This window comes from Leeia aquatica (assembly GCF_012641365.1).
In the GTDB taxonomy this organism is placed as follows: Bacteria; Pseudomonadota; Gammaproteobacteria; order Burkholderiales; family Leeiaceae; genus Leeia; species Leeia aquatica.
In genome coordinates this window covers 187,351-198,627 of the sequence record NZ_JABAIM010000003.1, presented here as the reverse complement: position 1 = coordinate 198,627, position 11,277 = coordinate 187,351, and the positions used below count along the sequence as shown (strand labels likewise).

At 60.2% G+C, this 11,277-nt stretch carries 10 protein-coding genes; 3 read left to right on the top strand and 7 right to left on the bottom strand.

What is annotated here, in order from left to right; translation table 11 throughout:
• Positions 1 to 9: 9 nt before the first annotated feature.
• Positions 10 to 804, bottom strand: a complete 795-nt coding sequence (locus HF682_RS13615; RefSeq protein ID WP_168877864.1) for a substrate-binding periplasmic protein — start codon at positions 802 to 804, stop codon at positions 10 to 12.
• 37 nt (positions 805 to 841) lie between these two features.
• On the opposite strand from HF682_RS13615, the gene metH reads away from it, so the two are divergent.
• On the top strand, positions 842 to 4,582 hold the full coding sequence (gene metH / locus HF682_RS13610; protein ID WP_168877863.1) for a methionine synthase: 3,741 nt from the start codon (positions 842 to 844) through the stop codon (positions 4,580 to 4,582).
• Here metH and HF682_RS13605 read toward each other — a convergent pair.
• The 6 genes from HF682_RS13605 to HF682_RS13580 all read right to left on the bottom strand — a co-directional run bounded on the left by HF682_RS13605 (position 4,575) and on the right by HF682_RS13580 (position 9,610).
• Positions 4,575 to 6,725, bottom strand: coding sequence for a peptidase domain-containing ABC transporter (locus tag HF682_RS13605; protein WP_168877862.1), 2,151 nt, complete (start codon positions 6,723 to 6,725; stop codon positions 4,575 to 4,577). The two genes, metH and HF682_RS13605, sit on opposite strands and share 8 nt — an antisense overlap.
• A 20-nt stretch (positions 6,726 to 6,745) precedes the next feature.
• Positions 6,746 to 7,999, bottom strand: coding sequence for an HlyD family secretion protein (locus tag HF682_RS13600; protein ID WP_168877861.1), 1,254 nt, complete (start codon positions 7,997 to 7,999; stop codon positions 6,746 to 6,748).
• Between the two features lie 170 nt (positions 8,000 to 8,169).
• Complete coding sequence (locus HF682_RS13595) at positions 8,170 to 8,475, bottom strand: hypothetical protein (protein ID WP_168877860.1); 306 nt, start codon at positions 8,473 to 8,475, stop codon at positions 8,170 to 8,172.
• Between the two features lie 237 nt (positions 8,476 to 8,712).
• Positions 8,713 to 8,949 carry a hypothetical protein gene (locus HF682_RS13590; RefSeq protein WP_168877859.1) on the bottom strand — a complete coding sequence of 79 codons (237 nt, stop codon included), beginning with the start codon at positions 8,947 to 8,949 and terminating at the stop codon, positions 8,713 to 8,715.
• A 101-nt stretch (positions 8,950 to 9,050) separates the two neighbouring features.
• Positions 9,051 to 9,293, bottom strand: a complete 243-nt coding sequence (locus HF682_RS13585; RefSeq protein WP_168877858.1) for a hypothetical protein — start codon at positions 9,291 to 9,293, stop codon at positions 9,051 to 9,053.
• A 119-nt stretch (positions 9,294 to 9,412) separates the two neighbouring features.
• The gene (locus HF682_RS13580) at positions 9,413 to 9,610 is read right to left on the bottom strand and encodes a hypothetical protein (protein ID WP_168877857.1); all 198 of its coding nucleotides are present in this window, start codon (positions 9,608 to 9,610) and stop codon (positions 9,413 to 9,415) included.
• A gap of 361 nt (positions 9,611 to 9,971) precedes the next feature.
• Here HF682_RS13580 and HF682_RS13575 point away from each other — a divergent pair, with 361 nt between their 5' ends.
• Together HF682_RS13575 and HF682_RS13570 are read left to right on the top strand one after the other, a co-directional pair.
• On the top strand, positions 9,972 to 10,328 hold the full coding sequence (locus HF682_RS13575) for a hypothetical protein (RefSeq protein ID WP_168877856.1): 357 nt from the start codon (positions 9,972 to 9,974) through the stop codon (positions 10,326 to 10,328).
• 82 nt (positions 10,329 to 10,410) lie between these two features.
• Positions 10,411 to 11,274, top strand: coding sequence for an AraC family transcriptional regulator (locus tag HF682_RS13570; protein ID WP_168877855.1), 864 nt, complete (start codon positions 10,411 to 10,413; stop codon positions 11,272 to 11,274).
• The last annotated feature ends 3 nt before the right edge of the window (positions 11,275 to 11,277 follow it).

The following is an 11,277-nucleotide window of genomic DNA, read 5'->3' as shown; positions in this document are numbered from 1 at the left end:
GGGTGGCGCTTACGGTACCGGGGAGAGCTGGTAGCGACTCATGATCTGTTGCAACTGACCACTCTTGCGCAAGGCATCCAGTGCGGCATCCAGTTGCTCCAGGGTAATGGGTGCTTTGGGCGAGAGCAGGCAGTGGGTGGGGTAGGTGGTCAGGTCCTTGTCGCTGACCACAAACTTGCCCTGCTCCGTCGGGCGGCGGCGTAGCCAGGCGGCGATTTCATCGCGGGTGCTGATCAAGGCGGTCAGCTGCCCGCTGCCCAGTTTGCGGAAATTGCCATCCAGTGAAGGCTCGTCCCGACGCAGGATGCTGCCTTGCTGAAAAAAGGGCTCCAGGTCCGGGTAGCGGTAGCCCAGAATGGTGCCGAGAGATCCGCCTTTCAGGTCCTGCGGCTCGCGGATCGGCTTGCCCACCTGCTGTCGCGAAACCAGGGTTTCGGCGTGGGCGTAAACCGGCTTGCTCCAGTGATAGCGCTCGGGTTTGTCCATCCAGGCCGGATTGGTATTGCAGGCAATGTGAGCATCGCCGTTCAGCAAGGCCATTTCGACACGCCGTCGGGAAAATTCTACAAACTGCAGCTGCACTTTCAGCTGCAAGGCCAGTGCCCGGCCCAGGTCATAGGTCACGCCACCGCTCAGCGGGGCATTCGGGGCCTTGCTTTCAAATTCGACGATGGGCTCGCCGTCGGCGTGGCCAAACATCATGTTGAGGGTGACGGCGGGCGTTGCAGGGCTCAGGCAAAGCAGCACCAGCAGGGCGGACCAATGGCGCAGGGGGGTGGAGTGAGCGTGGTACAATGCAGGCACCTCCTCAGGTTTCCTTTAGGTCTAGCACCGTACTGTCATGAATACAAGCGCACCCGCCACCATCGTCAATCGCCGCCCGGAATTGCAACGCCTGCTGGCAGAACGCATTCTCATCCTCGATGGCGGCATGGGGACCATGATCCAGCGCCATCGCCTGGAGGAAGCCGACTATCGCGGCGAGCGCTTTGCCGATTGGCCGCATGACCTCAAAGGCAATAATGACCTGCTGGTGCTGACCCGCCCCGACGTGATTGGGGGCATTCACCAGGCCTATCTCGATGCCGGGGCCGACATCATCGAGACCAACTCCTTCAATGCCACCTCGATCGCCATGGCCGATTACGGCATGGAATCGCTGGTGTGGGAGCTGAATTTTGCGGCGGCACAGCTGGTGAAATCGCTGTGTGAGGCGGAGACCGCGCGCAACCCGGCCAAGCCACGTTTCTGTGCCGGGGTGCTGGGGCCGACCAACCGCACCTGCTCGATCAGCCCGGACGTCAACGACCCCGGTTACCGCAATGTCACCTTTGATGCGCTGGTGGAATCCTACACCGAGGCGATTGATGGTCTGCTCAAGGGCGGGGCGGACCTGCTGCTGGTGGAAACCATTTTCGACACCCTGAACGCCAAGGCGGCGGTGTTCGCCATTGAGCAATACTTCGACCAGCATGGGGTGTCGGTACCGGTGATGATCTCCGGCACCATTACCGACCAGTCTGGCCGTACCCTGACCGGTCAGACCACCGAAGCTTTCTACAACTCGCTGCGTCACAGCCGCGCGCTCAGCTATGGCCTGAACTGTGCGCTGGGTCCGGATCTGTTGCGCCCCTATGTGGAGGAAATGGCGCGTATCAGCGAGAGCTGGGTGTCGGTGCATGCCAATGCCGGTTTGCCGAATGAATTTGGCGGTTACGACCTGACGCCGGAAGACATGGCGCAGCATGTGGCGGAATGGGCCGACAGCGGCTTGGTTAACATTGTCGGTGGCTGCTGCGGCACCACGCCGGACCATATCCAGGCGATGGCACAGGTACTGGCGACCAAGCCACCGCGCGCGCTGCCGCAGATTGAGCCCAAGTGCCGCCTGTCCGGGCTCGAGCCGTTCAATATTGGTGACCGTGACCTGTTCGTCAATGTGGGCGAACGCACCAATGTGACCGGCTCCAAGGCCTTTGCCCGGCTGATCCTGAACGGCGACTACCCGGCAGCGCTGGAAGTGGCGCGGCAGCAGGTGGAGGCCGGGGCACAGGTGATCGACATCAATATGGACGAGGGCATGCTGGATGCCCACAAGGCCATGGTCACCTTCCTCAATCTGGTGGCCGCCGAACCGGATATCAGCCGGGTGCCGATCATGATCGACTCCTCCAAGTGGAGCGTGATCGAAGCCGGTTTGAAGTGTGTGCAGGGTAAGTGCATCGTCAACTCGATTTCCCTGAAGGAGGGCGAGGAGCAGTTCCGCCACCAGGCCAAACTGCTGCGCCGCTATGGCGCCGCCGTGATCGTGATGGCGTTTGACGAGCAGGGCCAGGCCGATACCTACGCCCGCAAGGTGGAAATTTGCCAGCGCAGCTATGACATGCTGGTGCACGACATCGGCTTCCCGCCCGAAGACATCATCTTTGACCCGAACATCTTTGCGGTGGCCACCGGCATCGAGGAACACGCCCGCTACGGTCTGGACTTCATCGAGGCGACGGGCTGGATCAAGGACAACCTGCCGCACGCCAAGATTTCCGGCGGTGTCTCCAATGTGTCCTTCAGCTTCCGCGGCAATAACAAAGTCCGTGAAGCCATTCACGCCGTGTTCCTCTACCACGCCATTCAGTGCGGCATGACCATGGGCATCGTCAATGCCGGGGCGCTGGAGGTCTACGAAGAAGTGGACCCGCAACTGCGTGAACGCATTGAAGATGTGGTGTTGATGCGCACGCCCAAAGAGGGCGGTGATGCCACCGAACTGCTGATCACGCTGGCGGAAAGTTTCCGTGGTGACGCCGCGCAGAAACAGGGTGAAGACCTGAGCTGGCGCCAGGGCAGCCTGCAGGAGCGCATCACGCACGCGCTGGTCAAGGGTATTACCACTTATATTGTGGACGATACCGAAGAAGCCCGCCTGCAGGCCGAGCGCCCGATCCATGTGATCGAAGGTCCGCTGATGAATGGCATGAACCATGTGGGCGACCTGTTTGGCGCCGGCAAGATGTTCCTGCCACAGGTGGTGAAATCGGCACGGGTGATGAAGGCTGCCGTCGCCCATCTGGAACCCTTCATTGAAGAAGAGAAGATCCGGCTGGGGTTGGCCGATGCACCCGCCAAGGGCAAGATCATCATGGCCACCGTGAAGGGCGATGTGCACGATATCGGCAAGAATATTGTTGGCGTGGTGCTGCGCTGTAACAACTATCAGGTGATCGACCTTGGCGTGATGGTGCCGGCGCAGACCATTCTGGACGCGGCCAAGGCCGAGCGGGCCGACATCATCGGGCTGAGTGGCCTGATTACGCCGTCGCTGGAAGAAATGGCGCACATGGCCAAGGAGATGCAGCGGCAAGGCTTTGACATTCCGCTGCTGATTGGCGGCGCGACCACCAGCAAGGTGCATACCGCCGTCAAGATCGAGCCGAACTATCCGGCGGGCTGCGTGGTGTATGTGCCGGATGCCAGCCGTGCGGTGGGCGTGTGTTCCAGCCTGCTGTCCGACGAACTGAAACCGGCTTTTGTGGCCGGTGTGCAGGCGGAATACCAGAACATCCGCACCATCCATGCCAACAAGGAGCAGGCTCGCTTTTTGAGCATTGACGCTGCCCGGGCGAATGGCTTTGCCCCGGCGACCGGCTTCGACTGGTCACAGTACCAGCCACCGCGCCCGCGCCAGTTGGGGGTGTTCCGCTTCGAGGATGTGCCGCTGGCCGAGATCGAGCCCTATATCGACTGGAGTCCCTTCTTCAACGCTTGGGAGCTGTTCGGCAAGTATCCCCGCATTCTGCAGGACGAGGTGGTCGGCGAGTCGGCGCGCGCCCTGTTTGCCGACGCGCAGACCATGCTGCGACAAATGGTGGCCGAGCGTTGGGTGCAGGCCAATGGCGTGGTGGGTTTGTTTCCGGCGGCCACCGTCGAGCACGACGATATTGAAATCTACCACCCGGAAACCGGCGAGCGGCTGATGACCTGGCACAATCTGCGGCAGCAGAATACCAAGGCGGCTGGCAAGCCAAACTGGTGCCTGGCGGATTTCATCGCGCCCAAGGGTAGTGGCGTGCAGGATTACATCGGTGCCTTTGCGGTGACCGGTGGCATCGGCATTGACCCGCATGTGGCGCGTTTTGAGGCGGCCAATGATGACTACAGTGCCATTATGGTCAAAGCGCTGGCCGACCGTTTTGCCGAAGGCTTTGCCGAGTACATGCACGCCAAAGTGCGGCGCGAGCTGTGGGGCTATGCCGCCGATGAAAGCCTGACGGTAGACCAGCTGACCGACGAGGAATATGTGGGCATTCGTCCGGCCCCCGGTTACCCGGCCTGCCCGGACCACGTCGCCAAGGCCGATCTGTTCCGCCTGCTGGATGCGCCAGCCATCGGCATGACCCTGACCGAAGGCTACGCCATGCTGCCCACGGCAGCGGTATCCGGCTTCTACTTCAGCCATCCGCAAAGCCAGTATTTTGCCGTCGGCAAGATCAACCGTGATCAGGTGGAGGACTACGCCCGCCGCCGTGGTGTTACACAGCAGCAGGCGGAGCGTGACCTGGCGCCGGTGCTGGGCTATGTCAGCTGAGGCTGGCTTCCGGCATGGCCACGTCAGCAGTGCGAGACAGCTCCTGTAGCTTGCCTTGTTGCAGCAAGACCACCCGATCTGCAGAGGCGATGGTTTGCGGGCGGTGTGCGACGATGATGCGGGTAATCTGCAGTGCCTTCACCGACTGGTTGACGAGGTGCTCCAGCTCCACATCCAGGCTGCTGGTCGCCTCGTCCAGGTAGAGAATATGCGGGCGCTTGTAGAGGGCGCGCGCCAGCAGCAGGCGCTGCTTCTGGCCGCCCGACACGGCGGTGCCCATGTCGCCGACCAGGGTGTTATAGCCCATGGGCATCCGCAGGATATCCTCATGAATGGCGGCACGCTGGGCACATTCCTCTACCCATTCGCGGTCTGCATGGGGATCAAAGAAGCTGATATTGTCCTTGATGGAACCGGCGAACAGTACATCATCCTGCATCACGGTGCCGACCAGCTGCCGGATGGCATTGGGCCCCAGCTTCTTCAGGCTGACATCGCCAATGCAGACATCGCCGGATTCCGGGGTATGGATCCCCAGCATCACATGAATCAGGGTGGTTTTGCCGCAGCCTGAGGGCCCGACAATGGCGACGGATTCCCCTGCGTTCACCTTCAGCGAGGCGCCATCCAGCACCCAGCTTTCATGGGTGCCGTAACGGAAGCGAACCTCCTGCAAGGTGATGTCGGCTGCGCCGGTGATCGTTTCCGTCGGTTCTGCGTGCTCCCGCTGCAGGGTTTCGGGCGGGGTCAGCGCGATATCGGCCAGCCGTGCGCCTTGCAGCTGCAGCATCTTGAGCTCAAAGTACTTGTTGACCAAGCTGCTGACCCGGCCATCAAACTGGGTTTTATAGGCAATGAATGCCATCAGGGCACCCGCGGTGTATTCGCCAGCCAGCACGGCTTTGGCACCGACCCAGATCATCACCACATGCACCAGCCCGAACAGCAGGCTGTTATACACCTCATACGCAATGCTCATTTGCTGGGTACGCACACCGGCATTGACTTGCTCGGCTTGCAGGGTGAGCCAGGTCGAGCGGCGGATGTCCTGCCGCTGAAACAGCTTGATGGCCTTGATCCCGCGTATGGACTCGAGAAAATGACTCTGCTGACGCGCGGCATACACAATCTGGGCTTCGGTGGCATTGCGCAAAGGTCTGAACCAGAGCGCGCGGCCCACGGCATAGGCCAGCATGGCCAGTACCGCGATGGTCGCCAGTGCCGGGCTATACAGGTACATGACGGTCAAGGTGAGCAGGGTCATGATCCCGTCGAGAATGGCCTCCATGAAAGAGGTGGTCAGCGTTTGCTGGATGGCATCAATGCTGCCGAAGCGTGACACCACATCGCCGACATGACGTCTTTCAAAGTACTGCACCGGCAGGTTCAGCAGGTGGGTGAACAGATTGCTGCGCCATTGCAGGTTCAGGGTGGTCCCCAGATACAGCATTACCCATTTTCGCAATGCATTGATGGCTTGATTGAAAAAGGTCAGCGTGAGAAAGCTGATGCCCAGCGTGGTCAGCAAGTCCAGATCGCCGGTGGTCAGCACATGGTCCAGCACCCACTGCATCATCAACGGGGTGATCAGGGAGAACACCTCCAGCGCGGCGGAAAGGCCGAGGATTTGCCACAAAGCCTGACGAAAGCCGCCAACCTGCCCCATCAGTTCCCGCAGGCGTACCCGCTGTACTTCGGTTCTGGGTTGAAACGGCTTGCTGGGCCACAGCTCCAGCGCCACACCGGTAAAGCTGCGCGATGCTTCTTCCCAGGAGAGCTGCCGCTTGCCCAGCGCGGGGTCGTGGATGACAATGCCGCGCCGATTGACCGCATGCAACACCACAAAGTGGTTGAGGTTCCAGTGCAGGATACAGGGGCGGCGCAGCTGGTCCAGTTCGGTCAGCTCCAGCTTGAGCGGACGGCTGTTCATCTCCAGCTGGTTGGCCATCTGTATCAGATTGGCGAGGGTGACCCCCTTGAGCGAGATGTTGAAGCGATTGCGCAGGGTGGGCAGGTCAACGCGATGACCATGCCAGGAGGACACCATGGCCAGACAAGCCAGGCCACACTCCGCTGCCTCGGTTTGCAGAATGATCGGCAGTTGCGGCGACATGCTGAAGCGCAGATGCTGAAGGATGGACATGAGCACGGATCCGGAAAGATTTATTGCAAGCGGTCGCTAAAACCGAACAAGGGCTCCAGCGCCCACTCATACAATTTGCGACGTTCCTGCTGTACCTCCGCCTGCAGCCGCATGCCGGGCTGCAAGGGGAAATGCCCGCCACGGCTGACAAAATCCTGCTGCGCCAGCTGCACGGTAATCTGGTACATGGGCTCGCTTCGCGTGTCGGCAGCTGCAACCCCGCTTTCCTGCAGGTTGATGCTGGTGCGCGAGACGGAAATCACCTTGCCGGTCTGGTGGCCGAACTTCTGGAAGGGGTAAGCTGCATAGCGCAAGACCACCCGATTGCCGGGGCGGATGAAGCCAATATCCTGACTGGGGGCGTACAGCCGTGCCTGCAGGCGGGCATGGGCCGGGATCAGGCTCATCAGCGGGCGTTCCGGGTTGACGGGCTGCCCTTGCTCGGCAAGCACAGCCGTGGCGACGCCATCTTCCGGAGCAGTCAGCGTGATGGTACGGCGGGATTCACTCTCCATCCACTCTTGGTTCAGCTCGGCCAGCTCCCGCTCCAGCCCGGAAAGCTGGTTCTGCTGTTGCCCCGGCAATTGCTGCAACTGGCGCTCGGTGTCGGCAAATTGCCGTTGCAGCCCGGCTTGCTCCTTTTCCAGTTGCTGCAGGCGGCTGCGTTGATCCAGCAGCTCAGATTGCTTCTGGGCTAATTGCTCTGCTGAGACAAAGTGCTGTTCCACCAGCGACTCGTAGCGCTTGACCACGCCCTCCGCCAGCCGTGTACGCTCCTGCTGCATCGACATGGCCATTTTCAGCTTGTCCATTTCGTTGCCCAGACTGGAGAGCTGGGTCTGCAAGCGCTGCTGCTCCTGCAACTGCAGGGCCTGGGTCCGGCTGCGCTGCGTCTCCAGGCTCTGCCTGCGCTTGGCAATCTGTTCACTGATGGCTTGCTGGATGGCGGGCTGGCTGGAGGCATCCCGGTCGCTGCCCAGGATGAACAACGCCTGCCCCTTGCGCACCGGCTGGCCTTCCTGCACCAGCTTGCGCAACACCAGCCCGGATTGAGGAGCGCGGATACTGAGGGTGCCTTTGTCGGGCCGCAACTCGCCATTGATGGTGCTGTGCCGGGTATAACTGCCAAAGATCAGCAGCGCCAGCAGCGCGCCTGCCAGTGCCAGTGCCAGCCCGGTCAGCACCCACGTCGCCATGGGCTGGGTCAACAGAATGTCTCCCAGCCAGCGAATCTGCTGGTGGCGCAGGGCTTCCTCACGAAACAGGGGACGCATTTCAGTCCTATCCTTCAACAAACAAGCGGGCCGCACCCGTGGACCGTCTGGCTTGTCGCAGGCAGCATGCCGCGTATCCGGACCGGTAAGGGAGGGTAAAGCCCGGACGGGGCAGACGCAAGCGCCTGCCCCGAACGTTTTCCAGCAGTGACGCCGGAGAAAGCACACCCTTACGGCAAGGGATTGCCGAATGCATCGACTTCATTGGGATTCGCGGTGGGCGTGGGGCTCGTTGTCGAATCGGGGGTGTTGTGAGGGAAAATGGCTCCTGGTGTTGGCTGCATGATCCACACCGTGCCACTTCCCCCAGAGGCCATTCCTGCCTGGTTTCTCGGCACTTCTGCCCACGTGAGCATAACGTAATTTGCCCCTAATTCGCGGGTATCAATTTCGGTCCATTCTTCGTCGCCCCCGCCTGACACCAATGCGACTTCTTCCAGGCTCAGGGTCTGCAACGCGTGCTGTTGCTGTGTCATGGTTCACTCCTTAACATGAATTGTTATTTTCTCAGTGTGTTGCTTGCCAGACATGGCATGGGTGCGACGAGCGGGGGAGGGTGAGCGTGTATTTGCTCGTTCAGCACCAGACTGCAATGACCATGACCGGCTTCAGAGGCGGGCTCGGCATGCGTGAGCCCGTCTATGCTCTGATCCATCTACCCGGTCTGCGGGTTTCCCTGTGCTGCCGGGACAAGCCGCAATGGGGGCACCCCCTTACGGGTGGCTGGATGCATTGCGAATGGCGTTAATGTAGTCCAGACGCTCCTCCGGGGTCATCCCAGCCATCCCGACGCTTTGGTAGGGGGGCAAATACCCAGGGTACCCACCGCCCGCGCTAGGTGGCACAGCATCACCCATGCCGCGTGGTTCACCGAGGAGATCGGCCACCCAGTTATCACGCGCTCTTGCACCTGCGACTTGCTGAATTTCCTGTTGCAACAACATTTCCATTTGATCACTCCCTTTTGTGATGCCCGAATGGATCGGGTCTATCGTTTTTAGGCTGCCTTGCTGCTTGATCAGGCAAGCAAGGCAGCCACCGGCCCTGCGGATCAGAAGTGGAGCGTTACACCCGCATTCCAGCTACCACCGCTGCCGAAACCGCCAGAGAACGTCCAGTTGCCGGAGTTGTAACTCCCTCCGGCGCTCCAGCTGCCATTACCCCAGTTGTAACTGCCATTGACCGAGCCGCTGCCAAAGCTGTACGTGCCGCTGATGGAGCTGGAGGTAAGAGAAAAGCTAGGGTTGGTACCACCGGCCACGCCGTTCAGTTCTTCGTGAGACAACATTTCCATTTTTGCTACTCCTGTTCATTTGCAGGCTGATATGCGTTTGCCTGGGCGTGCACTTCGGTATGCTCGAAGGCCCAGGGGCATATGCATGTCACATGAGAAAGCCAAGTCTTGTCGCGGGCTTAAAAGCTGAAACGAACGCCCACGCTCCAGCTGCCATTGTCCCAGTTGTAGCTGCCAAACAAGCCGCCCCCGGCGTCCAGCTTGATGGAGGAGGGGGTCAGAAAAAGCCATTGCTTGCCTGGATCTTGCAGGCCGCCATTGACGTGAGCGATTTCTTCCATCGACAGTTCTTGCAGGTGCTGGGAATGCTGTTGCATGTGGTGCTCCTGTTTTGTATGTGGTTAGAGGGTTAACTGACTTCACCCAACTGGTCGGATAGCGGACGCGGTGGGTGCACAATCCTAGTTTTATTCTATCTTTATGTAAATTATTATTTTTACTTTTGTGGAAAATTAGTGACTCCATTTTTTATGGAAAGAATATTCGCATGAGTAAGTGGGTGCGGGACACCCCACACGAGTGGATGCGATGAGCAAGGATGATGCGAGGCGAGGGGCAGGTGGGTGAGGGGCAGGTGGGTGAGGGGCAGGTGGGTGAGGGCGGCGGGGACTTGATGTGGTTGATGCTGGATGCTGTTGGTATAATGAGGGATTGTCACCTCACCCTCGAAAGACACTGATGCGTACCTTGCTGTTGTTGTTGGTTGCTGCGATGAGCAGTAGTGCTGCCCTGGCGGCAGCGACGACCATCCCGGCCCCGTTTCGTGGTAACTGGGTGGATGTGACGGCCAAGCAGGGCTGTAAAGCTGTCCTGCCGGACGATGACGTGGGTTATGTCATCGACAGCAAGACCCTCATGCAGTATGAGCAAGTGTGTACCCTGAAGTCGCCGAAGGTCAGTACGGCAACCTTGCTGGAGGGCACGTTCTCCTGCAATGAAGAAGGGGAGGTGTACAAGGCGCCATTCACACTCAAGCTGTCCCCTGATGGCAAATTCCTGCTGGTGAACGACCGCAAGCTGCAACGCTGCAAGTAAATCCTGCCATGCAGGTTCGCACGATCTGCCAAGTGTTCATGCTGCGCGCCGCTTAAGCTGATGCCACTCAGAAGGAGTGTGAATGATGCGCGATGCGCGGCGTTGGCAGCAGGTGTGGCACAGTCTGGAACATCATCTGGACCAAAAGCAGGGGCGTGAGGATTTGAGTCAGCTGGCGGCCTGTTCGCCCTGGCATTTTCACCGCCTGTTTACCGCACGCTTTGGCCTGAGCGTGCTGGCTTTCCGGCAAGGGGCTCGCCTGCAGCGTGCGGCGGCCTTGCTGGCCTGGCGGCCCCGCCATAGCATCACACGCATTGCACTCGATCTGGGCTATGACAGCTCTGCTTCCTTGTCACGCGCGTTTCGCCAAGGCTTTGGTATCAGCCCGAGCCAGTTTCGGCGTCAACCGCAGTGGCAACGCTGGCAGGGTGTTTTTCAGCCTTTGCATACTGCACGGAGTGCCATCATGTTTGAACCGGATGCCGACATCCTGATTCGTGATTTTCCCCTGACACGGGTCGCTATGCTACCGCATCGCGGACCGAGCGCCTTGCTGGGGGAAAGCCTGCAACGCTTCATTGCCTGGCGCAAGGCGCATCACCTGCCGCCCAGCCGTTATGCCACCTACAATGTGTGTTACCACCATCCGGACGATGTCGCCCCGGCGGATTTCTGCTTCGACCTGTGCGTGGCCTGGGAGGGTGAAGTGGCTGCGAATCCGCAAGGGGTGGTGGCGGGCACATTGCCGGGCGGGCGCTGTGCCGTGTTGCGCCATATTGGCCCGGATGAGCAGCTGGAGGGGGCCATCCTGCATCTGTACCGACACTGGCTCCCCGGCAGCGGAGCGCAGTTGCGGGACGCGCCGCTCTTCTTGCAGCGCGTCCGCCTGTTTCCGGATGTACCAGCACATGAAGCGGTGACGGACATTTTCTTGCCCATCCAATAAGCG

Bases quoted from the DNA above. Each gene is read 5' to 3' on its own strand.
- metH (WP_168877863.1), top strand. From the start codon at position 842: ATGAATACAAGCGCACCCGCCACCATCGTCAATCGCCGCCCGGAATTG.
- HF682_RS13605 (WP_168877862.1), bottom strand. From the start codon at position 6,725: ATGTCCATCCTTCAGCATCTGCGCTTCAGCATGTCGCCGCAACTGCCG.
- HF682_RS13600 (WP_168877861.1), bottom strand. From the start codon at position 7,999: ATGCGTCCCCTGTTTCGTGAGGAAGCCCTGCGCCACCAGCAGATTCGC.
- HF682_RS13595 (WP_168877860.1), bottom strand. From the start codon at position 8,475: ATGACACAGCAACAGCACGCGTTGCAGACCCTGAGCCTGGAAGAAGTC.
- HF682_RS13590 (WP_168877859.1), bottom strand. From the start codon at position 8,949: ATGGAAATGTTGTTGCAACAGGAAATTCAGCAAGTCGCAGGTGCAAGA.
- HF682_RS13585 (WP_168877858.1), bottom strand. From the start codon at position 9,293: ATGGAAATGTTGTCTCACGAAGAACTGAACGGCGTGGCCGGTGGTACC.
- HF682_RS13580 (WP_168877857.1), bottom strand. From the start codon at position 9,610: ATGCAACAGCATTCCCAGCACCTGCAAGAACTGTCGATGGAAGAAATC.
- HF682_RS13575 (WP_168877856.1), top strand. From the start codon at position 9,972: ATGCGTACCTTGCTGTTGTTGTTGGTTGCTGCGATGAGCAGTAGTGCT.
- HF682_RS13570 (WP_168877855.1), top strand. From the start codon at position 10,411: ATGATGCGCGATGCGCGGCGTTGGCAGCAGGTGTGGCACAGTCTGGAA.